16 protein-coding genes and 2 pseudogenes are annotated in these 25,411 nt (G+C 73.2%); 15 read left to right on the plus strand and 3 right to left on the minus strand.

The features are described 5' to 3' along the window. The first annotated feature begins 31 nt into the window (after nt 1–31). From HCC30_RS00240 to HCC30_RS00250, 3 genes are all read left to right on the plus strand, one after another. A complete protein-coding gene (locus HCC30_RS00240) occupies nt 32–700 on the plus strand; it encodes a GNAT family N-acetyltransferase (RefSeq protein WP_346776434.1) in 669 nt (222 codons plus the stop codon). A gap of 149 nt (nt 701–849) precedes the next feature. Beyond that, nucleotides 850–2,637: an IucA/IucC family siderophore biosynthesis protein gene (locus HCC30_RS00245; RefSeq protein WP_240979265.1), complete on the plus strand. Its 1,788-nt coding sequence runs from the start codon at nt 850–852 to the stop codon at nt 2,635–2,637. Nucleotides 2,638–2,696: 59 nt separating this feature from the next. Next, nucleotides 2,697–4,742: an ATP-dependent DNA helicase gene (locus HCC30_RS00250; protein ID WP_169439884.1), complete on the plus strand. Its 2,046-nt coding sequence runs from the start codon at nt 2,697–2,699 to the stop codon at nt 4,740–4,742. Between the two features lie 74 nt (nt 4,743–4,816). Here the strand turns inward: HCC30_RS00250 and lexA are convergent, their stop codons facing one another. Beyond that, nucleotides 4,817–5,611 (minus strand): transcriptional repressor LexA, encoded by a 795-nt coding sequence (gene lexA, locus HCC30_RS00255; RefSeq protein ID WP_169439885.1) that lies wholly within the window; start codon nt 5,609–5,611, stop codon nt 4,817–4,819. A gap of 576 nt (nt 5,612–6,187) precedes the next feature. On the opposite strand from lexA, the pseudogene nrdR reads away from it, so the two are divergent. From nrdR to HCC30_RS00295, 8 genes and pseudogenes are all read left to right on the plus strand, one after another. Further along, nucleotides 6,188–6,625: pseudogene (gene nrdR, locus HCC30_RS00260) on the plus strand (transcriptional regulator NrdR); the annotation flags it as partial. A gap of 248 nt (nt 6,626–6,873) precedes the next feature. After that, nucleotides 6,874–9,768, plus strand: a complete 2,895-nt coding sequence (locus HCC30_RS00265) for a vitamin B12-dependent ribonucleotide reductase (RefSeq protein ID WP_169439886.1) — start codon at nt 6,874–6,876, stop codon at nt 9,766–9,768. Between the two features lie 227 nt (nt 9,769–9,995). Beyond that, entirely contained in the window at nt 9,996–10,805 is an 810-nt protein-coding gene (locus tag HCC30_RS00270) for an NAD(P)H-binding protein (RefSeq protein ID WP_169439887.1), read from the plus strand. Nucleotides 10,806–10,963: 158 nt separating this feature from the next. Next, nucleotides 10,964–11,572 (plus strand): YdbC family protein, encoded by a 609-nt coding sequence (locus HCC30_RS00275; protein ID WP_169439888.1) that lies wholly within the window; start codon nt 10,964–10,966, stop codon nt 11,570–11,572. A 62-nt stretch (nt 11,573–11,634) separates the two neighbouring features. Further along, complete coding sequence (locus HCC30_RS00280) at nt 11,635–12,294, plus strand: histidine phosphatase family protein (RefSeq protein ID WP_169439889.1); 660 nt, start codon at nt 11,635–11,637, stop codon at nt 12,292–12,294. Between the two features lie 66 nt (nt 12,295–12,360). Continuing rightward, nucleotides 12,361–13,350, plus strand: a complete 990-nt coding sequence (locus HCC30_RS00285; protein WP_169439890.1) for an ADP-ribosylglycohydrolase family protein — start codon at nt 12,361–12,363, stop codon at nt 13,348–13,350. 130 nt (nt 13,351–13,480) lie between these two features. Beyond that, nucleotides 13,481–14,170: a ribonuclease HII gene (locus HCC30_RS00290; RefSeq protein ID WP_169439891.1), complete on the plus strand. Its 690-nt coding sequence runs from the start codon at nt 13,481–13,483 to the stop codon at nt 14,168–14,170. Nucleotides 14,171–14,244: 74 nt separating this feature from the next. Continuing rightward, nucleotides 14,245–14,862, plus strand: a complete 618-nt coding sequence (locus HCC30_RS00295) for a hypothetical protein (protein ID WP_169439892.1) — start codon at nt 14,245–14,247, stop codon at nt 14,860–14,862. 296 nt (nt 14,863–15,158) lie between these two features. Here HCC30_RS00295 and HCC30_RS00300 read toward each other — a convergent pair. After that, nucleotides 15,159–15,668, minus strand: a pseudogene (locus HCC30_RS00300) (hypothetical protein); the annotation flags it as partial. Between the two features lie 225 nt (nt 15,669–15,893). Beyond that, complete coding sequence (locus HCC30_RS00305) at nt 15,894–18,095, minus strand: DEAD/DEAH box helicase (protein ID WP_169439893.1); 2,202 nt, start codon at nt 18,093–18,095, stop codon at nt 15,894–15,896. A gap of 133 nt (nt 18,096–18,228) precedes the next feature. On the opposite strand from HCC30_RS00305, the gene HCC30_RS00310 reads away from it, so the two are divergent. From HCC30_RS00310 to HCC30_RS00325, 4 genes are all read left to right on the plus strand, one after another. Continuing rightward, nucleotides 18,229–19,527, plus strand: coding sequence for a DUF4192 domain-containing protein (locus tag HCC30_RS00310; protein WP_169439894.1), 1,299 nt, complete (start codon nt 18,229–18,231; stop codon nt 19,525–19,527). Nucleotides 19,528–19,751: 224 nt separating this feature from the next. Then, nucleotides 19,752–21,908 (plus strand): glycogen debranching N-terminal domain-containing protein, encoded by a 2,157-nt coding sequence (locus HCC30_RS00315; RefSeq protein WP_346776435.1) that lies wholly within the window; start codon nt 19,752–19,754, stop codon nt 21,906–21,908. Between the two features lie 105 nt (nt 21,909–22,013). Then, a complete protein-coding gene (locus HCC30_RS00320; RefSeq protein ID WP_169439896.1) occupies nt 22,014–22,769 on the plus strand; it encodes an NUDIX hydrolase in 756 nt (251 codons plus the stop codon). A gap of 115 nt (nt 22,770–22,884) precedes the next feature. Further along, entirely contained in the window at nt 22,885–25,191 is a 2,307-nt protein-coding gene (locus HCC30_RS00325) for an ATP-binding cassette domain-containing protein (RefSeq protein WP_169439897.1), read from the plus strand. Nucleotides 25,192–25,411: the final 220 nt, after the last annotated feature.

The following is a 25,411-nucleotide window of genomic DNA, read 5'->3' on the forward strand; positions in this document are numbered from 1 at the left end:
CCCACCGTCGTCGCATCCTGGAGGCGATTCCTTGCAGCGCCCGCAAGAGCAGCAGACCGGCCCGTACGGAGCAGGCGGCGGCGTGCTCCCGGGCGCGCGGCCCTCCGGGCGCGCGACGGCCCCGCCCGTGCCGCCGGTCGGCCGGGTCGCCGACTGGCCGGCCCGGCCCACGCCCGTCGGCACGCTGCGGCTGGTGCCCGTCGAGGAGGAGCGCGACGCCGCGCTCGTCGCGGGCTGGATGAACGACCCGGCCGTGGCCGCCTTCTGGGAGCTGGCCGGGCCGGTGGAGACCACGGCGGCGCATCTCCGCGCCCAGCTGCGCGGCGACGGGCGCAGCGTCCCCTGCCTCGGCGTCCTCGACGGCACCCCGATGAGCTACTGGGAGATCTACCGCGCCGACCTCGACCCCCTCGCCCGGCACTGCGCGGTGCGCCCGCACGACACCGGCGTGCACGTCCTGCTGGGCTCGGCCGCCGACCGGGGGCGGGGCGTGGGGAAGGCGCTGCTGCGCGCCGTCGCCGACCTGGTGCTCGACCGGCGCGCCGAGTGCGCCCGCGTGCTGGCCGAGCCGGACGTACGGAACACGGCCTCCGTCGCGGCTTTTCTGAGCGCCGGGTTCCGCTTCGCCTCCGAGGTCCAACTGCCCGAGAAGCTGGCCGCGTTGATGGTTCGCGACCGCGAACTGAGGACAACACTCTGAGAGCCCGCATGGCACCACGTCCGCGTCACTGCCTCCGAATAGGAGCTCATACCGTGCACCAGACCCCTGCCGCAGGCCCGCCCGGTACCCCGGGCCCCTCCGCGCCCTTCGGCCCGGCCGAGCCCGTCCCGCCCGCCGCACCCGTCCCACTGTCCGTCCCCGAGGGACTCGACGGGACGGCCTGGCGGACCGCGGCGCACCGGCTGCTCGCCAAAATGGTGGCCGAGTTCGCCTACGAGGAACTGCTCACGCCCGAACCGGACGACGACACAGCCGAGGGGACGGACGAGGCGGGGGCCTTCCGTCCCTACCGGCTGCCGGTGAGCGACGACCTGACGCTCCGCTTCCGCGCCCGGCGCACCGCCTACGGCCACTGGCACCTCCAGCCCGGCTCCCTCACCCCGGCCGACGCCGACCCCTTCGCCTTCCTCACCCGCGCCCACCGCACCCTCCTGGGCCTCAGCGGCGACACCACGGGCCACCTGATCCGCGAACTCACCGCCACGCTCACCGCCGATGTCCGGCTCGCCGCGGGGGAGTTGACCGCCGAGCGGCTCGCCGAGCTCGACTACGCCGCGCTGGAGGGCCACCAGACCGGCCACCCGTGGCTCGTCGCCAACAAGGGCCGGCTCAACTTCTCCGCCTCGGACGCCGCCCGCTTCAGCCCCGAGGCCCGCACCCCGCAGCGGCTCCCCTGGATCGCCGTCCACCGCGAACTGGCCCACTACCGGGGCGTCCCCGCGCTCTCCGACCCCGCGCGGCTCTACGCGTCCGAGCTCGGCGCCGGAGTGGTGAGCCGCTTCGAGGACACCCTCCGCGCGCGCGGGCTGCGCCCCGCCGACTACCTGTTCCTCCCCGTCCACCCCTGGCAGTGGGACGAGACGATCGTCCCGCTCTTCGCCCCCGAACTCGCCTCCGAGCGGATCGTCCCGCTCGGCGAGGACGGCGACACACGTCTGCCGCAGCAGTCCATCCGCACCTTCCTCAACACCAGCCGCCCGGAGCGGCACACGGTCAAGCTGCCGCTGTCCGTCCTCAACACCCTCGTCTGGCGCGGCCTGCCCACGGAGCGGACGCTGGCCGCGCCCGCCGTCACCTCCTGGGTGCACCGGCTGCGCGATACGGACCCTTACCTGCGGGACGAGTGCCGGGTCGTGCTGCTCGGCGAGGTCGCCTCCGTCGCGGTGCCCCACCCCGTCTACGACGCGCTGCCCGAGGTGCCGTACCAGTACCGCGAACTGCTGGGCTGCATCTGGCGCGAACCGCTCGGCCCGCGGCTCGACGCGGGGGAGCGCGCGCGCACCCTGGCGGCGCTCATCCACACCGACGCGCGGGGCCGCTGCTTCACGGCCGAACTGGTGCGCCGGTCCGGACTGGAGCCCCGGGTGTGGCTGCGCCGGCTCTTCGCCGCGCTGCTGCCGCCGCTGCTCCACTTCCTCTACCGCTACGGCACCGTCTTCTCCCCGCACGGCGAGAACGCCATCGTCGTCTTCGACGAGCGGGACGTCCCCGTACGGCTGGCGGTGAAGGACTTCGTGGACGACGTGAACATCACCTCGGGCCCGCTGCCCGAGCTCGCGGACATGCCGCGGGACGTGCGCGAGGTGCTGCTGACCGAGCCGCCCGAGTTCCTCACCCAGTTCATCCACTCCGGGCTCTTCGTCGGCGTCTTCCGCTACCTCGCCCCCCGCTGCGAGGACCAACTCGGCGTCCCCGAGGACGAGTTCTGGTCACTCGTACGGGCCGAGACCGAGCGCTACCACGCCCGCTTCCCCGAGCTGAAGAACCGCTTCGAGACCTTCGACCTGCTCACCCCGCGCATCGAGCGGCTCTGCCTCAACCGGAACCGGCTCCACCTGGACGGCTACCGCGACCGCGCCGAGCGGCCGCACGCCGCGGTGCACGGCACCGTGCCCAATCCGCTGCACGGGGTCTGACCGGTGCCCGACCGGCGGCGCGGCCCGTTGTCAGAGGCCGGGCGTAGGGTGTCTGACCTATGAGCAAGCCCGCCGTCTCCGATCTCCTCCATGCCGCCGTCGCCGCCGTCGGGGGCACGGAACGCCCTGGTCAGCTGGCCATGGCCGAAGCCGTCGCCGACGCCGTCGACGACGGCAGCCACCTGCTCGTCCAGGCGGGCACCGGCACCGGAAAGTCCCTCGGCTATCTGGTCCCGGCGCTGGCGCACGGCGAGCGCGTCGTCGTCGCCACGGCGACGCTCGCGCTGCAGCGCCAGCTCGTCGAGCGGGACCTGCCGCGCACGGTCGAGGCGCTGCGCCCGCTGCTCCGCCGCCGCCCCGAGTTCGCCATGCTCAAGGGCCGGTCGAACTACCTGTGCCTGCACCGCCTGCACGAGGGCGTGCCGCAGGAAGAGGAGGACGGTCTCTTCGACCCGTTCGAGGCGGCGGAGGCGGCCGGGCGCGCCTCCACGGGCCCCACCTCCCGCCTCGGCCAGGACCTGCTGCGGCTGCGCGACTGGTCGGACGAGACGGAGACGGGCGACCGGGACGACCTCAAGCCGGGAGTCTCGGACCGCGCCTGGTCGCAGGTCTCCGTCTCGGCCCGCGAGTGCCTCGGCGCGAGCAAGTGCGCGTACGGCGCGGACTGCTTCGCCGAGGCGGCCCGCGAGCGCGCCAAGCTCGCCGAGGTCATCGTCACCAACCACGCGCTGCTCGCCATCGACGCCATCGAGGGCGCCCCGGTGCTGCCCGGGCACGAGGTCCTGATCGTCGACGAGGCGCACGAACTGGTCTCGCGGGTGACGGGCGTCGCCACCGGCGAGCTGACCCCGGGCGGCGTCAACCGCGCGGTGCGGCGCTGCGCCAAGCTGGTCGACGAGAGGGCCGCCGACCAGCTGCAGGCCGCCTCCGAGAACTTCGAGCGGCTGATGGAGCTGGCCCTCCCGGGCCGCCTGGAGACCGTCCCGGACGATCTGGGCCAGGCGCTGGCCGCGCTGCGGGACGCGGCGCGCACCTGCATCAGCGCCCTGGGCAACACCCGCGACAAGTCCGTCCAGGACGAGGACGCGGTACGCAAACAGGCCCTCGCCTCCATCGAGAACGTCCACGACGTCGCCGAACGCGTCGTCGAGGGCTCGGAGTTCGACGTCGTCTGGTACGAGCGGAACGACCGGTACGGCGCCTCGCTGCGGGTGGCGCCGCTGTCCGTCTCCGGCCTGCTGCGCGAGAAGCTCTTCGAGGACCGCTCGGTGATCCTCACCTCCGCGACGCTCAAGCTCGGCGGCGATTTCAACGGCGTCGGCGCCTCGCTCGGGCTCGGGCCCGAGGGCGCGCAGGAGCAGACGTCCGGCGGCGCCGCTCCGGAGCCCGGCGCGGCCGCGGCCGTCGAGAGCCCGCCCTGGCGCGGCCTCGACGTCGGCTCGCCCTTCGACTACCGCAAGCAGGGCATCCTCTACGTGGCCAAGCACCTCGCCCAGCCGGGCCGCGAGGGCTCGCGCACGGACATGCTGGACGAACTGGAGGAGCTGATCGGCGCCGCCGGCGGGCGCACCCTCGGCCTGTTCTCGTCGATGCGCGCGGCCCGCGCCGCAGCCGAGGAGCTGCGGGGCCGGCTGGACGTGCCGATCCTGCTCCAGGGCGAGGAGACCCTCGGCGAGCTGATCCGCCGCTTCGCGGACGACGCGGAGACCTGCCTGTTCGGCACGCTGTCGCTGTGGCAGGGCGTCGATGTGCCGGGCGTGAACTGCCAGTTGGTGGTCATGGACCGGGTGCCGTTCCCGCGCCCCGACGACCCGCTGATGAGCGCGCGCCAGAAGGCGGTGGAGGAGCGCGGCGGCAACGGCTTCATGGCCGTCGCGGCGACGCACGCGGCGCTGCTGATGGCCCAGGGCGCCGGTCGCCTGGTCCGCGCCTCGGGCGACCGTGGCGTGGTGGCGGTGCTCGACCCCCGGCTGGAGCGGGCGCGGTACGGCGGCTTCCTGCGCGCCTCGATGCCCGACTTCTGGTACACGACGGACCGGAACCAGGTGCGGCGCTCGCTGGCCGCCATCGACAAGGCGGCGAAGGAGAACCCGGGGCGGAAGTAGACCCCGGAAAAAGGCGGAGCCGCCGGTTCCGGCGCAGGGGAACCGGCGGCCCGTACGGGACCGCGGGGGCGGGGTCAGACCCTCCGCAGTACCGCGACGACCTTGCCGAGGATCGTCGCGTCGTCACCAGGGATCGGCTGGTACGAGGAGTTGTGCGGCAGCAGCCACACATGGCCGTCCTCGCGCTTGAATCGCTTGACGGTGGCTTCGCCCTCCAGCATCGCGGCGACGATGTCGCCGTTCTCCGCGACGGGCTGACGGCGCACGGTGACCCAGTCGCCGTCGCAGATGGCCGCGTCGACCATCGAGTCACCGATGACCTTGAGCACGAAGAGGTCGCCGTCTCCCACGAGTTGGCGCGGGAGGGGGAAGACGTCCTCGACGGACTCCTCGGCCAGGATCGGCCCGCCGGCCGCGATCCGGCCCACCAGCGGCACGTACGAGGCGGAGGGCTTGCCCGCGGTGTCGGTGGTGGTCTGGGTGGTCGGTGTGTCCGAGCCGCGGACCTCGTAGGCACGGGGACGGTGCGGGTCGCGCCGGAGGAAGCCCTTCCGCTCCAGGGCCATCAGCTGGTGCGCCACGGACGAGGTGCTGGAGAGCCCGACGGCCTGGCCGATCTCCCGCATGGACGGCGGGTAGCCCCGGCGCTGCACGGAGTCCCGGATCACCTCGATGACGCGGCGCTGCCGGTCGGTGAGCCCGGAGCTGTCCGCGCGGATTCCGGGTGGACGTCCGGGCAGCGAACGTTTCGGTTGCTGGTCGTCGCGCCCCTCCGGGGACATGGCGTCATGCATGGGCTGGATCTGTTCGAGCGACTGCGCGGGACGGTTCTGGGAGGTGATGGTGGCGCTGTCTGCGGTGGTGGTCACGTCGGCCCCTCTCGAGCGGTTCTCCCTAGTAGGACAACGGTAGTTGCTTTCGAAAGGTTGCGCCAAACACACGTTCGAGTGAAAATTTACAGTTCACCTGACTTGATCAAGCTTCACGGTGTAAGTAGTGCGCACTCTCCGTAGGGCCCGCCGTCCGGCTCCCGGAGTCCCGAATCCGCGCGGCGCACAGGCGCGTGCGCCCGTCACCGGTGCCCGGCCGCGCGGCCCGCGCGCTCCCGTCACGGACGTCCGCCGCGGTTTCCCGCGGTACGGCGCGGCCCTGCCGGGGCGGTGACCGCGGTGGCCACCCCAATTGTTCGAAGAGGGCCTTCTCCGCGTAGTCTTCCTGGCTGTCGTCTTCCGCGACACGCATGGGCCCAGCTGACGCCCCGACACCAGATCTAGTGGTTTGATGGGCGCACGCCACCCACAAGTTGTGGTCCCCGGTGTCCTCTTCGCGGTGGCGTCACCTATGCTGGAAGCAGCTTCGTCAGGGGTCCGGAAGGGCCGCGCGCGGAGCTGTACAAGTGCTGCACGCCTGCGGGTTCCGAAGGTTCGAGGAGGATGGGGAGAGCGATGCACTGTCCCTTCTGCCGGCACCCCGACAGCCGCGTCGTCGACAGCCGTACGACGGACGACGGTGCCGCGATCCGTCGTCGGCGGCAGTGCCCGGACTGCTCCCGCCGTTTCACCACGGTGGAGAATGCCTCACTCACTGTGATCAAGCGGAGCGGAGTCACCGAGCCGTTCAGCAGAGACAAGGTGATCGCGGGGGTCCGGAAGGCGTGCCAGGGGCGGCCCGTCACGGAGGACGCGCTGGCCCAGCTCGGGCAGTGCGTCGAGGAGGCCGTGCGTGCCACCGGGAGCGCCGAGCTCTCCACGCACGACGTCGGCCTCGCCATACTCGGCCCCCTGCAGGACCTGGACCTCGTGGCCTACCTGCGATTCGCCTCCGTCTACCGGGCGTTCGACTCGCTCGAGGACTTCGAGGCCGCTGTCGCCGAGCTGCGGGAGGCGCAGCACGCGGCCGAGGACGACGACGGACGCGGAGGCGACGCCGCGCCCGTCACGGAGCCCGCGTCGGACCCCGGTCCGGACGTTCCCGCTCCGGCCGGCGCGACCGACTGAGCCGGCCCGCGCCCGCGCGGCGCACGACGTGAGACCTGGCCGGAGTACGCACGGCCCTCCGGTCATCAGACAGACACCGTGACCCGGGAAGAACCGGGGCACATCGGGGCGTTATGCCCGTACAGGGAGGCGGAATGACAGAGACGACGAGCGGCTCGGCGCGCGGCTCCCGCGCGAAGGGCAGCAAGGCGAACAAGGGACTGCGCATCGAGCGCGTCCACACGACTCCCGGAGTCCACCCGTACGACGAGGTGGCCTGGGAGCGCCGGGACGTCGTCATGACCAACTGGCGCGACGGCTCGGTCAACTTCGAGCAGCGTGGCGTCGAGTTCCCCGAGTTCTGGTCGGTGAACGCGGTCAACATCGTCACCAGCAAGTACTTCCGCGGCGCTGTGGGCACGCCCCAGCGGGAGACCAGCCTCCGGCAGCTGATCGACCGCGTCGTGCAGACCTACCGCAAGGCGGGCGAGGAGAACGGTTACTTCGCCTCCCCGGCGGACGCCGAGATCTTCGAGCACGAGCTGGCCTACGCCGTGCTCCACCAGATCTTCAGCTTCAACTCCCCGGTCTGGTTCAACGTCGGCACGCAGCAGCCGCAGCAGGTCTCCGCGTGCTTCATCCTCTCCGTCGACGACTCCATGGACTCGATCCTGGACTGGTACAAGGAAGAGGGGATGATCTTCAAGGGCGGTTCCGGGGCCGGTCTCAACCTCTCCCGTATCCGTTCCTCCAAGGAGCTGCTCTCCTCCGGCGGCAACGCCTCCGGTCCGGTCTCCTTCATGCGCGGTGCCGACGCCTCCGCCGGAACGATCAAGTCCGGTGGCGCCACCCGCCGCGCGGCCAAGATGGTCGTGCTCGACGTCGACCACCCGGACGTCGAGGCCTTCATCGAGACCAAGGTGAAGGAGGAGGAGAAGATCCGCGCGCTGCGCGACGCGGGCTTCGACATGGACCTGGGCGGGGACGACATCACCTCCGTCCAGTACCAGAACGCCAACAACTCGGTGCGCGTGAACGACGAGTTCATGAAGGCCGTCGAGTCCGGCTCCAAGTTCGGCCTGCGCAGCCGGATGAACGGTGAGGTCCTGGAGGAGGTGGACGCCCGGCACATCTTCCGCAAGATGGCCGAGGCCGCCCACGTCTGCGCCGACCCCGGCATCCAGTACGACGACATCATCAACCACTGGCACACCTCGCCGGAGTCGGGCCGGATCACCGCGTCCAACCCGTGCAGCGAGTACATGCACCTGGACAACTCGTCCTGCAACCTCGCCTCGCTGAACCTCATGAAGTTCCTGCGGGACGACGACGAGGGCAACCAGTCCTTCGACGCCGAGCGCTTCGCGAAGGTCGTCGAGCTGGTCATCACGGCGATGGACATCTCCATCTGCTTCGCCGACTTCCCCACCGAGAAGATCGGCGAGACCACCCGCGCCTTCCGCCAGCTGGGCATCGGCTACGCCAACCTCGGCGCCCTGCTGATGGCCACGGGCCACGCGTACGACTCGGACGGCGGCCGCGCGCTCGCCGGTGCCATCACCTCGCTGATGACCGGCACCTCCTACAAGCGCTCCGCCGAACTCGCCTCCGTCGTCGGCACCTACGACGGCTACGCGCGCAACGCCGAGGCGCACAACCGCGTCATGCAGCAGCACTCCGACGCGAACGCCTCCGCCAAGCGCATGGACGACCTGGACAACCCCGTCTGGGCCGCGGCGACCGAGGCCTGGCAGGACGTGCTGCGGCTCGGCAAGAAGAACGGCTTCCGCAACGCCCAGGCGTCCGTGCTGGCCCCGACCGGCACCATCGGCCTGATGATGGACTGCGACACCACCGGTGTGGAGCCCGACCTCGCCCTGGTCAAGTTCAAGAAGCTGGTCGGCGGCGGCTCCATGCAGATCGTCAACAACACGGTGCCCAAGGCGCTCAAGCGCCTCGGCTACCAGCAGGAGCAGGTCGAGGCGATCGTCGAGTACATCGCCGAGCACGGCAACGTCGTGGACGCCCCGGGCCTGCGCCCCGAGCACTACGAGGTCTTCGACTGCGCGATGGGCGAGCGTTCCATCTCGCCGATGGGCCACGTGCGGATGATGGCGGCGGCCCAGCCGTTCCTCTCCGGCGCGATCTCCAAGACCGTGAACATGCCCGCGAGCAGCACGGTCGAGGACGTCGAGGAGATCTACCTCGAGGGCTGGCGGCTCGGCACCAAGGCGCTCGCCGTCTACGTCGAGAACTCCAAGGTGGGCCAGCCGCTGTCGGCCAAGTCCAAGGACAAGCCGGCCGAGGAGGCTCCCGAGCCGGAGAAGGTCGTCGAGTACCGCCCGGTCCGCCGCCGCCTGCCGAAGGGTCGTCCCGGCATCACCACCTCCTTCACGGTCGGTGGCGCCGAGGGCTACATGACCGCCAACTCCTACCCGGACGACGGTCTGGGCGAGGTGTTCCTGAAGATGTCCAAGCAGGGCTCGACCCTCGCGGGCATGATGGACGCCTTCTCGATCGCCGTCTCGGTCGGCCTCCAGTACGGCGTGCCGCTGGAGACCTACGTCTCGAAGTTCACCAACATGCGCTTCGAGCCGGCGGGCATGACGGACGACCCGGACGTGCGGATGGCGCAGTCGATCGTCGACTACATCTTCCGCCGCCTCGCCCTGGACTTCCTGCCGTTCGAGACCCGTTCGGCACTGGGCATCCACTCCGCGGCCGAGCGCCAGCGTCACCTGGAGACCGGCTCGTACGAGGCGCCGGACGACGACGTCGACGTCGAGGGCCTGGCCCAGTCGGCGCCGAAGTCGGAGACCGTCGGCGAGGCGAAGGAGAAGGCCAAGGAGAAGGCGAAGGCCGAAGCGACCACCGAGCCGCAGAACGCCGCCCCCGCTCCGGCCCAGGCGCACAACTCCACGGAGCTGATGGAGATGCAGCTCGGGCTGAACGCGGACGCCCCGCTGTGCTTCTCCTGCGGCACCAAGATGCGCCGCGCGGGCAGCTGCTACCTCTGCGAGGGCTGCGGCTCCACCAGCGGCTGCAGCTGAGGCACGCAGTACCGCGCCGTTCCTGAGCGCCGCCGCTGAGCGCGGCGCGGGAGCGGGCAGCACCTGAGAGAGGGTGCCGGCCATCACGGTCGGCACCCTCTTTCGCGTACCGGCTGCCGCCCGCCGCCGATCCCCGCGCCGGGTCACCGGCCCGTGCGGGGCCTTCCGCCGTAGGGTGCCGTGACAGCTGGCCTGTGGCGGATCAGTTCTGCGGGAGGAGAGGCGTCATGACATCCGAGAGCGGCGCGGCGGCCGGGCGGCGTCCGGTCCTCGTCACCGGCGCGACCGGGACCCTGGGCCGGGAGGTCGTGCGGCGTCTGGTGGACGCCGGGCGTCCGGTACGGGCTCTCAGCCGGCACCCGCGTCCGTCGGGTGCCCCGGAGTGCGGCTGGGTGACCGGCGATCTGAGCACCGGCGAGGGGCTGGACGAGGCGCTGGACGGGGTCGGCACGGTCGTCCACTGCGCGACGACGCTGGGGCGCAAGGACGCGGACACCACACGGGAGTTGACCGTCGCGGCCCGCAGGAACGGCGCCCCGCACCTGGTGTTCGTCTCCATCGTCGGCGTCGACCGGGTGCCGCTGCCGTACTACCGCACCAAGCTCGTCGCGGAACGGATCGTGGAGAAGTCGGGGCTGCCGTGGACGGTGCTGCGGGCCACCCAGTTCCACGAGCTGCTGGCCCGGATGACCACCGGGCAGCGGAGGTTCCCCGTCGTCCTCACGCTGCGCGGCGTGCGCTTCCAGCCCGTGGACGCGGGGGAGGTCGCGCAGCGTCTGGTGGAGCTGGCGCTCGGCGAACCGGCGGGCCGCGTCGCGGACATGGGCGGCCCCGAGGTCTGGGACGCGGAGGAGCTCACGGGCCGGACCCTGCGCGCGTACGGGCTGCGGCGCCGGATCGTGCCGCTCCGGCTGCCCGGCAAGATCTTCCGGGGCTTCCGCGAGGGCGGCAACCTGGCACGGGACCACGCGGTCGGGACGGTGACGTACGACGACTTCCTCGCCGCCGCGGGGGACCGGAGGGCCCGCGGGGCCTGAGGGGTCCGGGTGCCGGGTGGTGGAGGTGTGGTGGCGGAACGGTCTGCCGTGTGACGGAAGCGTTCGCGGTGTGTGCCGCTGTGAACAGGCCGTGCCGCGGGGAGGGTTGGGCACGGTAAGCGAGCGGCGGGTCACGCTGTGGGCCGTACCATGGCGCGGTGCTGGTGAAGTGGATGCGTTGCACCGTGGTCGACCGCAGAGGTTTCGAGCGGGGGCAGCGGAAGTGGGCCGGACTGCTCGGCGAACCCGGATTCCGGGGACAGGGCGGCGGATGGAGCCGTGCCCGCCCGGGCGTGGTGCACCTCTTCGCCTTCTGGGAGAGCCGTACTTTCTACGACTCCTTCATGGCCCGCTCGCACGACCGGCTGAGCGCCTCCCAGTCGGGCACCTTCCAGGACGCGCGGGTGCGCCTCTTCGACTACCGCTTCGACGTGAAGACCGGCTTCCGGCCCGTCTTCACCGACGCCGACCTGCTGCGCGTGGCCCACTGCCGGGTCCGTGAGGACCGGATCGAGCACTACACGCTGATGCAGGAGAAGGTGTGGAACCCGGCCATGGCCGGGTCGCCCGGGATGCTCCGGGGCGTGTTCACGCAGGCCAGGACCGAGGACGAGTTCATGGTGCTGTCCATGTGGAACTCGACGGCCGAGCACGGCAAGTACCGGACGGAACGCGTCGAGCGGCTTGCCCTCCGCGCCCAGATGGGAGCCGACGTGACCGCCATCGCGGGAGACGTCATCGACCTGGAGCCGTCCTGGACGGTGTGAGCCCCGGCCCGGGGTGACCCTCCGCGCGCGGCCGCCGGGCCGGGCGAACCTACAGTGGGGGCATGGCACGTCCCCGTCGCATCGTCCTCGTCCGGCACGGAGAGTCGGAGGGCAACCAGGACGAGACCATCTACGAGCGGAAGCCCGACCACGCCCTGGCGCTGACCGAACGCGGCGTCCGCCAGGCCGCGGAGGCGGGGGAGCGGCTGCGGAAGCTCTTCGGCCGGGAGCGCGTCTCCGTCTACGTCTCCCCGTACCGGCGCACGCACGAGACCCTGGGCGGGCTCGGCCTGCACCCGGAGCTCACGCGGGTGCGCGAGGAGCCCCGGCTGCGCGAGCAGGACTGGGGCAACTGGCAGGACCGGGACGACGTCCACCTCCAGAAGGTCTACCGCGACGCCTACGGGCACTTCTTCTACCGCTTCGCGCAGGGCGAGTCCGGCGCGGACGTGTACGACCGGGTGGGCGCGTTCCTGGAGAGCCTGTGGCGCAGCTTCGAGGAGGAGGACCACCCGCCGAACGTTCTGCTCGTCACGCACGGGCTGACCATGCGGCTGTTCTGCATGCGGTGGCTGCACTGGTCCGTGGCCGAGTTCGAGTCGCTCTCCAACCCGGGGAACGGTGAGACGCGGGTGCTGGAACTCGGCCCCGACGGCCGGTACCACCTCGACCGCCCCTTCGCGCAGTGGTGCACCCCGCGCCCCTACGGTCCCTGCGGTTAGCGGCGGACCGGGGCCGCTCGCCGGGAGGCGTCGCCGGGCGGGGCGAGCGGCTACAGTCGGGAGATCATGAGCGCTGATCCCCTCGATCTCCCCCGCGGTGAGCGGGTCGCCCGTGCCCTCGCCAGCCTGCGCGGTCTGGCGGTGGGTGACGCACTCGGCTCGCAGTTCTTCGTCCCCGGCAACTACACCCGGCTCCACCGTCGTGACGTGCCGCCCGCGCCCTGGCAGTGGACCGACGACACGGAGATGGCCTGCTCGGTGGTCGCCGTCCTCGCCGAGCACGGCGGGATCGACCAGGACGCGCTCGCCGCCTCCTTCGCCGCCCACCACGACGTCGACCGCGGCTACGGGCCCGCCGTGAACCGGATGCTCCGGCAGATCCGGCAGGAGGACGGGGACTGGCACGAGCTCGCCGCAGCGCTCTTCGACGGCCGCGGTTCCTGGGGCAACGGGGCCGCGATGCGCGTCGCGCCGCTCGGCGCCTGGTTCGCGGGTGACCCGCGGCGCGCGGCCGAGCACGCGGAGCTGTCCGCGTACGTCACCCACCAGCACCGGGAGGCCGTCGCCGGGACGATCGCGGTCGCCTGCGCGGCCTCGCTCGTGGCCTCGGGCGCTTCAGGGGCCGGGGCGGGCTCCGGCTCGGGCGGCGGCGGGCGGTCGCGGGCCGAGCGGCTGGCGGACGGCGCGGAGTTGCTCGGCGGGGTGCTGGAGCTCGTGCCCAGGAGCGCCGTCCAGGCGGGCGTGCGCCGGGCCCGCGACATGCTCGACTACGACGACACCGGTACCGTCGCCGCCGTCCTCGGCTGCGGCCGCCGCACCAGCGCCCACGACACCGTCCCGTTCACGCTGTGGGCCGCGGCACGCAACCTCGGGGCGTACGAGGACGCGCTGTGGGACAGCGCACAGGCGGGCGGCGACGTCGACACCACCTGCGCGATCGTCGGCGGCATCGTCGCCGCCGGGGGCACGGGCGGGGCGCCGAAGGGGAGTTGGGCCGAAGCGACGGAGCCGCTCCCGGAGTGGCTCGGGCGCGCGGCGGGGCTGCCGGAGGGCTGAGCCGGGGGCGGTGGCCCGTGGGTGGCGCCCCGGTGTCCGGTAACCGCTCCGACCAGCGCGTATGCCCGTCCGTCGGTAGGGCGACCCCGCCCCCTCGGCGTAACCGGGGGCCGCTACCCTTACAGATGTCATGCCCTACGAGCCTCCCACTCACCGCGTCGAGCGTTCGCTCCGAGCCACTACCGGAGTCAAGGTCGTGGCCGGTGTGGACGAAGTCGGCCGTGGTGCATGGGCCGGTCCCGTGACCGTGTGCGCGGCGATCACCGGTCTGCGCCGGCCTCCCGAGGGCCTCACCGACTCCAAGCTGCTCGGCGTCGCCCGTCGTACCGAGCTCGCCGAGCTGCTGAGCGACTGGGTCACCGCCCACGCCCTCGGCCACTCCTCCCCGGAGGAGATCGACGAGCTGGGCATGACCGCCGCGCTGCGGCTTGCGGCGGTGCGAGCCCTGGAAGCCCTGCCGGTGCGGCCGGAGATGGTGATCCTCGACGGCAAGCACAACTACCTCGGCCCCCCGTGGCGGGTGCGCACGGTCATCAAGGGTGACCAGTCGTGCGTGTCCGTGGCGGCGGCCTCGGTCATCGCGAAGGTGCGCCGTGACGCGCTGATGACCGAACTGGGCGCCGACCACGTCGAGTTCGCCTTCGAGGACAACGCGGGCTACCCCTCTCCCGTGCACAGGGCGGCCCTGCAGGAGCGAGGCCCCACACCGCACCACAGGCTGTCCTGGGCCTACATGGACGGACTGCCCCGCTGGCGGCATCTGAAGCGCACGCGCGCCGAGGACGCGGACGAAACGGCGGAGCAGATCGGCCTCTTCTGACCCGGTGGGCGGGCGGTTCCGGTTCCGTGAACCCGGTGCTGCCGTCCGTGCCGCCGTTTGATAGACATCACCTCATGCCTCTCACCCCCGAGGAGCCACAGATTTACGAGAGTGTCCCGGGTCCCCGCAGTGCAGCGGGATCCACCCGAACTCCGCAGGCGTCCCGCCCCGCACCACCCATCCCCGGCCCCCGGTCCTCGTCCCGCCCCGCGCCGCCGCGCGCGGACAGCAAGGGCCCGACGCCCGGACGTCCGGCCAACCAGCGCAACGGCGGCGTCCCGCAGCAGAGCAAGGCGGCACAGCCCACGGCTCCCACCGCGGAGATCGAGCTCGTCCCCGCGGCCGACGGCACGGCGGTCGAGTCGGCCGACGACAGCGTCGACAAGCTTCTCGACGCGGGCCGCGCCCCCGGCGAGGTGCTGGTGCTCACGACGGGCGAGCAGCACCCGTGGGCCCAGCACGAACTCTCCTTCGGTGAGGACGCCTACTGGGCCCAACTGACCGACGGCGAGGACGTGTTCTGCGCCGCCGCCTCCGACGTGACGCGCATGCCCCGTCGCCCCGTCGTCGTCCTCGCCGTCAACGGCGGCACGGACGCCGAGGTGGCCGAGGCGCTGCCCGCGGCCATGGCGAAGGCCGGCACCAAGCTGATCGTCTGCGGCGACCCGAAGCGCCTGAGCGCCCTGCTCTGACCCGTCGGCAGGCTCCGGGCGCCCCGCGCGTCCCGGACGCTTGCCGGCCGGGCGCCCACCTTTCCGGCTCAGCCGGTCGCTGCCCGGCGCGGCGGGGCCGGCCGCTCGTCGGGCTCGGTGACGGACTGCCGTTCCGTGCCGCGGAGTTCGCGGCCCGACGCTTCGGCCGCGGTTCCCCCGTGGCGTGCCCTGGGCACCTGCCCGACGGCGGGAGCCCGCACCGCGTGTGCGCCGTGACGTCCGGCCGGGCTCGGTTCCGTCGTACCCGACCCGTTCTCCGCATGGGGCGCGAGGCGGGGCCGGCGGCCGCCGCGTTGCTCCCCGAGCACCTGCCACCCGTCCGGCGTGAGGACGATATAGGCGCCGCAACGCAGCCCGTGGAGGGTGCAGGCGTCGCGGAGACCCCACATCCACGCACCGTCCGTCTCCGTCCAACGCGGTTCGCCCGCGCGGCAGTAGAGCAGGACGGCCGTGCGTATCGGCGTACGGCGGCGCAGGTCGTGCGGGACGATACGGCGCAGGTGGACCAGGAGTCCGTTCCGCAGCGCCCAGCCGTCCGGCGCGGTCGGGCGCTCGGTGAACGAGGCGCTGGCGACGAGCCGTTCGTCCGGCCCGAAGACGGCGACGACCGCGGTGGCGTCGACGGGGCGATGACGCTCGTGAAGATCCGTCACCACGGTGCGCGGATTGTGAAGGAGGGGGATTCCGGTGTCCGCCCACTCGGAGGGTTCGAGTACGCGGCCGGGCTGGGCAGCGGTGTGCTGGGCGGAGGAGTCCGAGGGCGGCGGAGCAAAGCCGAAGGTCACTTTCCTCCCTTCGTCTGTTGATCCCCTACGATTCTCGCCGCCCCGATCCGGCACGGCAATGATGAATTCCGGAATGTGAGCACCATGTGACCGTTTTGCGGTCATGCCCCGGCGGCATGCCCCGTTTCCGGGCGCACGCCGGCGTCTCCCGTCGTATACCCGCCGACGCTTCTGAACGCTCTTACCTCCTCCGGTCGTTGTGCACCGCCCCGGGTGCGCCGCGCCTCAGCCCTGGACGGCCAGCACCAGCGGAAGCACCTGTTCCGCACCGGCCTGGCGCAGCAGACGCGCCGCCACGGCCAGGGTCCAGCCCGTCTCGGTGAAGTCGTCCACCAGCAGCACCGGTCCGCCCGACGCCGCCAGTGCTTCGCTCAACTGCGGTGGCAGCAGCAGCGATCCGTGCAGGGCGCGCAGCCGCTGCGCGCTGTTGCTGCGGTGCTGCGTGGCGAGCGGGGCGTCCTCCGCGTACGCCACCGTCCCCAGGAACGGCATCCGGCCGACGGCCGCGATCCCCTCGCCCAGCGAACGCACCAGATCGGGCCGTGTCCGCGAGGCGACCGTGACGACGCCCACCGGACGTGGGACGGCGCCCGAGGCCCAGCCCTGCGGACTCTTCGCCCAGTCCGCCAGCACCGTCACGACGGCGTCCCGCACGTCGTCGGGAACGGGGCCGTCCGGGGCCTGCGGCGACAGCAGGGGACGGAGCCGGTTGCCCCAGCCGATGTCCGACAGCCGCCCCAACGCACGCCCCGCGGCGGCCTGTTGACCCGCGGGGATACGCCCCTTGAGGTCCAGCCCGACGGCGGCCAGCCCGGTGGGCCACATCTTGCGCGGCTCCACCTCGACGCCGGGCCTGCCCAGTTCGCCGCGCGCCGCCTCCAGGGCCGAGTCCGACACCTCGGTGCCGAACCGTGGCCCCGAGCAGTTGTCGCAGCGCCCGCAGGGGGCCGCGGTCTCGTCGTCCAGCTGCAGCCGCAGATACTCCATGCGGCACTGCTCCGTCGTCGCGTACGTCCGCATCGCCTGCTGCTCGGCCTCCCGCTGCCGGGCCACCCAGGCGTACCGCTCGGTGTCGTACGTCCAGGGCATCCCGGTGTGCGTCCAGCCGCCGCGAACCCGGCGCACCGCGCCGTCGACGTCGAGCACCTTCAGCATCATCTCCAGCCGGGAGCGGCGCAGTTCGACCTGCGGTTCGAGCGCGGGCAGGGAGACGGGGCCGCCGGCCGAGGCCAGGACGTCCAGCGTGCGGCGGACCTGTTCCTCACCGGGGAAGGCGAGGGAGGCGAAGTACTTCCAGATCGCCTCGTCCTCCGGGCCGGGCAGGAGCAGCACCTCGGCGTGCTCCACACCGCGGCCCGCGCGTCCGACCTGCTGGTAGTAGGCGATGGGGGAGGAGGGGGAACCGAGATGGACGACGAAGCCGAGGTCGGGCTTGTCGAAGCCCATGCCCAGCGCCGAGGTGGCCACGAGGGCCTTCACGCGGTTCGCCAGCAGGTCGGCCTCGGCCGCCTCCCTGTCGGCGTTCTCCGTCCGGCCGGTGTACGAGGCGACCGTGTGTCCGCACTGCCGGAGGAACGCCGTGACCTCCTCGGCCGCGGCGACGGTGAGCGTGTAGATGATGCCGGAGCCCGGGAGCTTGTCCAGGTGCTCGGCGAGCCAGGCCATCCGGTGCGCGGCGTCGGGCAGCCGCAGCACGCCGAGGCTGAGGCTCTCCCGGTCGAGTCCGCCGCGCAGCACCAGCGGCGCCGGGGCGCCCTCGCCGGGGGTCTCGGACGGGCCGGCGTCCTGCCCGGAGTGGGCGCCCGTGCCGAGCTGTTCGGCGATGTCGGCGGTGACGCGGGCGTTGGCGGTCGCCGTCGTGGCCAGCACCGGGACGCCGGGGGGCAGTTCGGCGAGCATGGTGCGCAGGCGGCGGTAGTCGGGCCGGAAGTCGTGTCCCCAGTCGGAGATGCAGTGCGCCTCGTCGACCACGAGCAGGCCCGTGGCGGCGGTGAGCTTCGGCAGCACCTGGTCCCGGAAGTCGGGGTTGTTGAGCCGCTCCGGGCTGACGAGCAGCACGTCCACCTGCCCGTCGGCGATCTCTGCCTGGATGGTGTCCCACTCCTCCGGGTTGGCGGAGTTGATCGTGCGGGCGTGGACCCCGGCCCGGGCCGCGGCCTCGACCTGGTTGCGCATGAGGGCGAGCAGCGGGGAGACGATGACGGTCGGGCCGCTGCCCCGCTCCCGAAGGAGAGCGGTGGCCACGAAGTACACCGCGGACTTGCCCCAGCCGGTGCGCTGCACCACCAGGGCCCTGCGCCGCTCGGCGACCAGGGCCTCGATGGCGGTCCACTGGTCGTCACGGAGCCGCGCCTCGCCACCCGGGGCGGCCCCCACGAGACGGGCGAGTACGGAATCGGCTGCGCGGCGCAGAGCTGTGTCGGTCATGCCCCCATGCAACCCGATACCGCCGACAACCCGCGAACTCCGCCTGTGGATAACGACAGGTCCGTATGACAAATCACGTGCCCTGTGGATAACTCGCGACGCCGAATTGTGCTCCTGACGCAAGGTCCTCCCCATGAAACACAACGGGGACAACGGGCCTGCCGGAGAAGGCGGCCCCATCGACAGCGACAACGCAGGCGAGCCGGGCGGCCCCCGCGGGGGCCCGGGGAAGCGGGGTGACGGCGAGGCGCCCCCGCCCGCCGAGCTGAAGCACGGGCGTCAGCAGCCCGGAGAAAAGGGGCAGCAGATCGTGCTCCGGGGGCCGCGCCAGCTGGCCGACGCCCTCCCGTACCTGCTCGGCTACCGGCCGGACGACTCCCTCGTCGTCGTGGCCCTCCAGGGCGAGCGGGGGCAGTGCGGTGCGCGGATCCGCATCGGGATTCCGGCCTCCCCCGAGGAGTGGCCGGCCCTGGCGACGCAGATCGCGATCTGTCTGAAGCGCTTCGGGGACGGGCGCGGGCCCGAGGGCGCGATCGTCTACCTCTGCCGGGACCCGGCCTCCGGCGAGAGCGCCGGTTCCGTGATGCAGCGCCTGCGCCCACTGGCCCAGCGGCTGCGCACGGCGTGCGGGCAGCGGGAGATTCCGGTCTACGAGGCGCTCTGCCTCTCCGGGGGCCGCGTCTGGTCGTACTGCTGCCCGGATCCCCTGGGCTGCCCGGACGAGGGGCAGCCCTTCGCGACGGCGGGCACTTCCGTGCTGGCGGCGGCCTCGGCGTACGCGGGTTTCCAAGTGCGCGGCTCGCAGCGGGAGATGGAGCGGAGGCTTACGGCGCTCGGCCAGCCTCTCGCCGACCTCCAGGAGGGCGCGCTCGACTCCGTCGGAGCCGCACTCGTGCCCCGGATGCTGCTCCCCGGCGGGGACGCCGCCGTCCGGCGGGAGACGTTGCGGCTCGCGGGCGCGCTGATGGCCAGGTTCCGCCAGGCGGTGCCGCGTCCGGGGTGCGGCCCGGCGGAAGCCGACGCGCACGACGACGCCCTGCTGGGGTTCAGCGAGGCGGCGACGGTGATCCTCGGCCTCCAGGACCGCGAGACCCGCGACCGGGCGGCGGAGTGGATGGAGGGCAAGGACGTCGGCCCGGCGCTGCGGCTCTGGCGTGCGCTCGCCCGCCGCTGCGTCGCCTCGTACGCGCAGCACGCCGCCGCCCCGCTCACCCTCGCCGGCTGGGTCGCGTGGTCGGGCGGGGACGAGCCGACGGCCCGCGTGGCCCTGGTCCGCGCGCTGCGCACCGACCCGGAGTACGTCTTCGCGCAGCTGCTCCACCGCGCCTGCAACGAGGCCCTCGACCCGGAACTCCTGCGCCGCTGCCTGCGCAAGGACCGTGCCGACCGGGGCACGGGAGGCACCGGAACGCCCGGCGCCGACCGGGCGTGACCAGGACAGCTATGCAGACGTTCACATCAACGGCAGGCGCATGCCCACGACATGCGCCACGCCCTGCCGGTACTCGCCGAGGAGACGGAGGAAGCCGTATGGCACCGACGACACCACCCGTTCCCGCCGCACAACCCGCGTCCGGCCCGCCCCCGCCCTCCCCGTCCACGTCCACCGTGACCGTGCTGCCCGGGATCATCCCGCCCCGGGGGCGCTCCGCGATCTTGGCTCACAAGCCACCACCACAGGGGGACCCGCACCACTGGGCGGGAGCGGCCGGGTCCATCACGGAGCTGGACGCCCTGCCGGTCGAGCCGCTGCCGCCCGAACTGCTGGACCTCACACGGGCCACGGACACGGCGCCGTCCGGCTCCACCGCAGCGGCCGCCCCCGCCGGACGCTCCTCCCGGAACGCCCCGCCCCTGGCGGGCACGGGCACCGGGCCGGCCCCGGTGCACCACTCGTTGATCGCCGTCGCCGCTCCGTCCCTCGCCATCTCCGCGGAGGACGGACGGCTCCCCGGCACCGGTCTCGACGGCTTCTACGACGCGGGCCGCCGCGTCCTGGCGCGGTGCGAGCTCCACCTCGCGGGCCAGGAACCGACGCCGCTCCAGGGGCGGATGACGGGCGCGGGGGAGTCCCGCTTCGTCGCCGCGCTGGCCGGGCCCCGCGAGACCGGCCCGGACCCCGTCCTGACCGTGGAGCGGCTGCGCTCTGCCGAGGGCACCGAGCGCATCACCGTACGCAACTCCTCGTTACGCCTCGTCCGGCTGCCGCTGGAACTGCGGCTCGGCACCGATCTCGCCGAGCTCGGCGAGATCGCCGCCGGCCGGGCGGGCCCGCCGCTGCCCGCCACGGTGCACGGCAGCGGGCTGGCCTGGACCTCGGACGGCCTCCGGGCCACGGTCACGGCCGAGCCCGCCCCGGACGTCAGCCTCGCCGCGGGCGGACTCCTGCGCTGGGTCTGGGAGTTGGAGCCGGGCGCCGGCCGCACGGTCCAGCTCCGGATCAGCCTCTCGCGGTCGGGGCCCGGCGCCCGGAAGACCGGCAGGACACGTCCACCGCAGCCCTGGTTCGCGGCCGCCGCGGAGGCGGACGACCCCCGGATCGGCGCGCTCTTCCGTACGAGCCTCGACGACCTCGCGGGCCTGCTGCTCCGTGACGAGACCAGGCCGTCGAGGACGTACCTGGCCGCGGGCGTCCCGTGGCGGTGCGCTTTCTCCCCGGCCGAATCCCTGCGCGCCGCCCGCATGCTGCTGCCCCTCGGCACCCGGCTCGCCGCGGGCACCCTGCACACGCTCGCCCGCGGACAGGCCACGCACGGCCCGGACGTCGGCCGGCTCCCCGGCCCGCTGCGGCACGCCGGACCGCACAGCGGCCCCAGCTGCACAGGCCTCGAAGCGACATTGCTGTTCCCCGTCGTCCTCGCCGAGGCGTACCGGTGGGGCCTGCCGCTGCGCGACGTCGAGCAGCTGCTGCCCGCGGCGGAGGCCTGCCTGCGCTGGCTGCTGCGCGCCGGGTACGAGTGCGGGTACGTCCCGGACCCGGTTCCGGAGGGCCCGTACCGGTGCGAGACCCAGGCCCAGGCCCACCGCGCGGCACTGCTCGGGGCCGACCTCCTGGACTCCCTCAACCGGAGCGGAGCCGACGAACTGCGCTCCTGGGCAGCGGAGTCGAGGCGGATGTTCCGCCAGGAATTCTGGTGGGACGAGGGTGGCAGGCCCGTCGGGCTGTGGGACGAGGACGGCAGGCCCTCCACACACCTCGGGTCCGTCGTCGCCGAACTGCTCGACGGGGGGCTGGTCGGGGCGGGCCTCCAGGCCGAATGCTTGCTCGACCACGTGCAGACGGCGCAGCTCGCCCGCCTCCTGGCCGGCCCCACGATGGACTCGGGCTGGGGCCTCCGCACGCTGGCCTCCGCCGAGCCCGGGTACAACCCGTTCGGCTACCGCAGCGGCGTCGTCCGCGTCCAGGACACCGCGACCGCCGTGGCCGGGCTCCTCGACGCGGGTTTCGAGCGCGAGGCCAGGTCCCTCCTGCACGGGGTGATCGACGCGGCGGAGACCTTCGGCAACCGCCTCCCCGAGATGTACGCGGCCGAGCAGCGCACCGAGGGCAGCGCCCCGCTGCCGCATCCCACGGCCTGCCGCCCGTCCGCCCTGGCCGCCGCGGGCGTGGTGCGGATGCTGACGGCGGTGGCCGGCATCCGTCCCGACGTTCCCGCGCAGACGGTCCGTGTCCGCCCCGCGGCCTCGGCCCCTCTCGGCGCCGTGCAGTTCACGGGACTGAGCGTCGCCGAGGCGCCGTTCGCGGTGCGGATCAACCGGCTCGGGGCGGGGATGGTCGAACAGGCGGCGGACGGGCTCCGCCTCGGCGGCTGACGCTCTGCGCCGGCGCGCGGAGCGGTGAGCGAGGTCCCTCCGGAGCGGCCGAAGAGCGTGGGAGAACGGCCTGTTTATCGTCAGGGAGACGACTATGATCATTGCATGCCCTACGATCCGTCGGCCTTCCCGCCATTCGCTGTCACCGTCGACCTGGTCGTGCTCACCGTGCGCAAACACGCCCTGTGCACCCTGGCCGTACGCCGGGGCGAGCCGCCCTTCCAGGGGAGGTGGGCGCTGCCCGGAGGCTTCGTCCGGGACGGCGAGGACCTCGGCTCGGCGGCGGCCCGCGAGCTCGTCGAGGAGACGGGCTTGCGGGCCCACGGCTCGGAGGGCGCCGACCCGGGGGCGCACCTGGAGCAGTTGGCCACGTACGGCGATCCGGGGCGTGACCCGCGGATGCGCGTCGTCAGCGTCGCGCACCTCGCGCTCGCACCCGATCTCCCCGCCCCCACGCCGGGAGGTGACGCCCACTCGGCGAGCTGGGCCCCGGTGGAGACGTTCCTCGGCACGCAGGATTCCGGTGGCCGCGAGGAGGACCAGCCCGCGCCGCTGGCCTTCGACCACGGGCAGATCCTCGCCGACGGTGTGGAACGCGCCCGCTCCAAGATCGAGTACTCCTCCCTGGCCACCGCCTTCTGCCCGCCCGAGTTCACGGTCGGCGAGCTGCGCCGGGTGTACGAGGCGGTCTGGGGAGTCGTCCTCGACCCTCGCAACTTCCACCGCAAGGTCACCGGAACCCCCGGCTTCCTCGTACCGACCGGAGGGACGACGACGCGTCAAGGCGGCCGCCCCGCACAGCTGTTCCGGGCCGGAGGGGCGACTCTGCTCAATCCGCCGATGCTCCGGCCCGAGGTCTGAGGCACCCTCCGAGGGCTTGAGTCTGGCTCCTAGCCCGGGGCGCGTTGCCGCGCAAGTCGGACATATCGCGTTATGTTGCTCGGGTGCGTCCTCCACCCGTCCTGCGGGAGCAGTGATGATCCAGGCCATCGGCCTCACCAGCGCGCCCCGCCGCCGACAGCGTCCGGCCGTCGACGACCTCACTTTCGAGGCACGTTCCGGCCGTGTGACCGTGCTGCTCGGCCCCGAAGGCGCAGGCAAGACCAGTGCGTTGCGGCTCCTGCTGCAACTCTGCCCGGGGCGGGGCGTGGCACTGTTCAACGGCCGCCCCGTGTACCGCGTTCCGCACCCGGCCAGGGAGATCGGCGTCCTGCTCGGGGACGTCCCGGGTCACCCCGCCCGCACCGCCCGCGGGCATCTGCGCATGCTCACCGCGGTCGTGGGCGTACCGGCCGAGCGGGCCGACGAGGTGCTCGACGTCGTCGGCCTGAGCGGGCTCGCCGACCAGAAGTTGGGCACCTTCTCGCTCGGCATGGACCGACGGCTCGGCATGGCGACCGCACTCCTCGGCGACCCGCACACCCTCGTCCTCGACGAGCCCACCCACGGCCTCTCCCCGCGCGAAACCGCCTGGCTGCACGGGCTGCTGAGGGGCTACGCCGAGCAGGGCGGCGCGGTGCTCGTCACCTCCCGCGACCCGCGCGAGGCGGCCCGCGTCGGGGACCGCGTGGTGTCCGTCGAGGAGGGACGGCTCGTCGCGGACCAGTCCCGCGCCGACTTCGCGCGGACCCGTCTCCGGCCGCGCGTCGCCGTACGGACCCCGCACGCCGACCGTTTCGCGCTCCTCCTCTCGCAGGAGGCCCGGGCCGCCGACCGGACGGTCGGGCAGCAGGGCCCGCCGATGGAGGTCGTGCACGAGCGGGGCAGCCGGATCTCGGTGTACGGCAGCAGCTGCGCCGAAGTGGGCGACGTGGCGCACCGGAACGGCATCCTCGTCCACCAACTCGCCGACGAGATCGGCGATGCGGGCGATTCCTCGGTCCCGGCACCGCTCAACCGTGCCGACGGCCGGCGCACCGCGGTCGTCGCGGCCAGCCGGACCACCGAGGAGAACGACCCCGTCACGGTCGGGACGAAGACCACGACCGTGGCACGGGTGGCCTCGCCCGCACGCGTCGCGGTCGGTTCCGGCGCGACAACCTCCCGCCTCGACACCGCCGCCCCCTCGGTCAACTCGCCCTCGACACACGGCAGCTCGGACTCCGTCACACCCACCGAGGCATCGAGCGCGGTCTCCGTCGACGTCGCCGCCATCCCGGACACCTCCGACGCCGAGGACTCCTCCAGCACCGAGGACACCTCCGCCGCCGCGAAGACCGACGCCCCCGAAGCGGACGCACCGACCTCGGGTGACGCCACCTGCGATGCCGCCTGCACTACTGAGAGCACGGACGAGAAGCCCGTTCCCGACGGGGCCGGCGAAGAACAGGCCGAGCCCGGCGAGAGCGCGACCGAGACCCCCGGGGCCGGCGAGCCCGTGAAGGCCGGCAGCGAGACGTCCGCGGTCGAGGGCTCGCCGCTGCCCCCGCGGCTGCACGCCGTGCCGCGGCCGGGGCCCGCGGCGCCGCTGCTGTACGAACTGCGGCGGCTGGCCGGGGTGCGGACGACCTGGCTCACGTCGGCCGCCGCCGTGTTGGTGGCCCTCGTCGGCGGCATCGTCCTCGCGCGCACCGGTGCCGGGCTGGGTGCCGGCGCCACGGGTGCGGCGGGGGACGCGGCGCTGTCTCCCGTGCTGCGGCTGCTCACCGGGTGGCCGGGCGGGGCCGCCTTCGTGGTTCCGCCTGCCGCTGTGGCCGCCGGGTTCCTGGGGGCGCTGGCGTTCGGGCACGAGTTCCGGTACCCGGCGCTGGCCCCCGCACAGGCACCCGTGCCGCGCAGGCTGGGCCTGCTCCTGGCCAAGCTCCTGGTCTCCGCCGGGCTCGCGGTGGCACTCTGCCTCGCCACCGCCGTCGTCAACGGGGCAGCGCTGACCGTGCTCTTCGGCAGCGACGTGCTGAAGGAGGGAGCGCAGGGTGCCGCCGCCGGGCTGCCGCTCCAGGCCGTCGCCGTCGCGCTGTTCACGGTGGGCTGTTCCTGGGCGGGGCTGCTGGCCGCGGGCGTCTTCCGGTCAACGGCCGTGGGAACGGCGGCAGTCGTGGCCATTCCGCTGCTGGTCACACCGGCCGTGCGCGGGCTGCTCAGCGGCCCGGCGGGCCGTTCCCTGGAGGGGCTGCCGGACCGGCTGGCCGCGCTGCTGTTCGCACCGTGGCCCTCGCAGGGCGAGGGCTGGGTCGCGGTGGCCGTGCGCCTCGCCTCTCAACCGGCGGGCCGGGCCCTGGCGTTGTCGCTCACAGTTCTTCTCTGCGTATACGTGTTCACCTCGCTGCGAAGCCGGGCTCGCTGAGCCCGGTCACGGGAAGCGCGCGGTGCCGAGGGGCACCGCGCGCTTCGTCGTGCCGGGGCCGCGTCGGGGAGCCCGGACGGGAGGCGGGGCGAAGTCGCAGGTCAACTGGGTATGCGGGGAAGGGGAGTCGGGCGCTTGGGGTGGCGGGCGGGGCGCTGTGCGGGGACGGCGATTTCGATCCGATAAGGCGTCAATTGCGCGAGAAGCCCCGATCACCCTT

The organism is Streptomyces sp. HNM0574, assembly GCF_012726235.1.
Taxonomy (GTDB): domain Bacteria; phylum Actinomycetota; class Actinomycetes; order Streptomycetales; family Streptomycetaceae; genus Streptomyces.

Excerpts from the sequence above, each read along its gene's own strand:
- HCC30_RS00250 (WP_169439884.1), top strand. The coding sequence starts at position 2,697 with ATGAGCAAGCCCGCCGTCTCCGATCTCCTCCATGCCGCCGTCGCCGCC.
- HCC30_RS00265 (WP_169439886.1), top strand. The coding sequence starts at position 6,874 with ATGACAGAGACGACGAGCGGCTCGGCGCGCGGCTCCCGCGCGAAGGGC.
- HCC30_RS00270 (WP_169439887.1), top strand. The coding sequence starts at position 9,996 with ATGACATCCGAGAGCGGCGCGGCGGCCGGGCGGCGTCCGGTCCTCGTC.
- HCC30_RS00280 (WP_169439889.1), top strand. The coding sequence starts at position 11,635 with ATGGCACGTCCCCGTCGCATCGTCCTCGTCCGGCACGGAGAGTCGGAG.
- HCC30_RS00285 (WP_169439890.1), top strand. The coding sequence starts at position 12,361 with ATGAGCGCTGATCCCCTCGATCTCCCCCGCGGTGAGCGGGTCGCCCGT.
- HCC30_RS00290 (WP_169439891.1), top strand. The coding sequence starts at position 13,481 with ATGCCCTACGAGCCTCCCACTCACCGCGTCGAGCGTTCGCTCCGAGCC.
- HCC30_RS00295 (WP_169439892.1), top strand. The coding sequence starts at position 14,245 with ATGCCTCTCACCCCCGAGGAGCCACAGATTTACGAGAGTGTCCCGGGT.
- HCC30_RS00305 (WP_169439893.1), bottom strand. The coding sequence starts at position 18,095 with ATGACCGACACAGCTCTGCGCCGCGCAGCCGATTCCGTACTCGCCCGT.
- HCC30_RS00310 (WP_169439894.1), top strand. The coding sequence starts at position 18,229 with ATGAAACACAACGGGGACAACGGGCCTGCCGGAGAAGGCGGCCCCATC.
- HCC30_RS00320 (WP_169439896.1), top strand. The coding sequence starts at position 22,014 with ATGCCCTACGATCCGTCGGCCTTCCCGCCATTCGCTGTCACCGTCGAC.
- HCC30_RS00325 (WP_169439897.1), top strand. The coding sequence starts at position 22,885 with ATGATCCAGGCCATCGGCCTCACCAGCGCGCCCCGCCGCCGACAGCGT.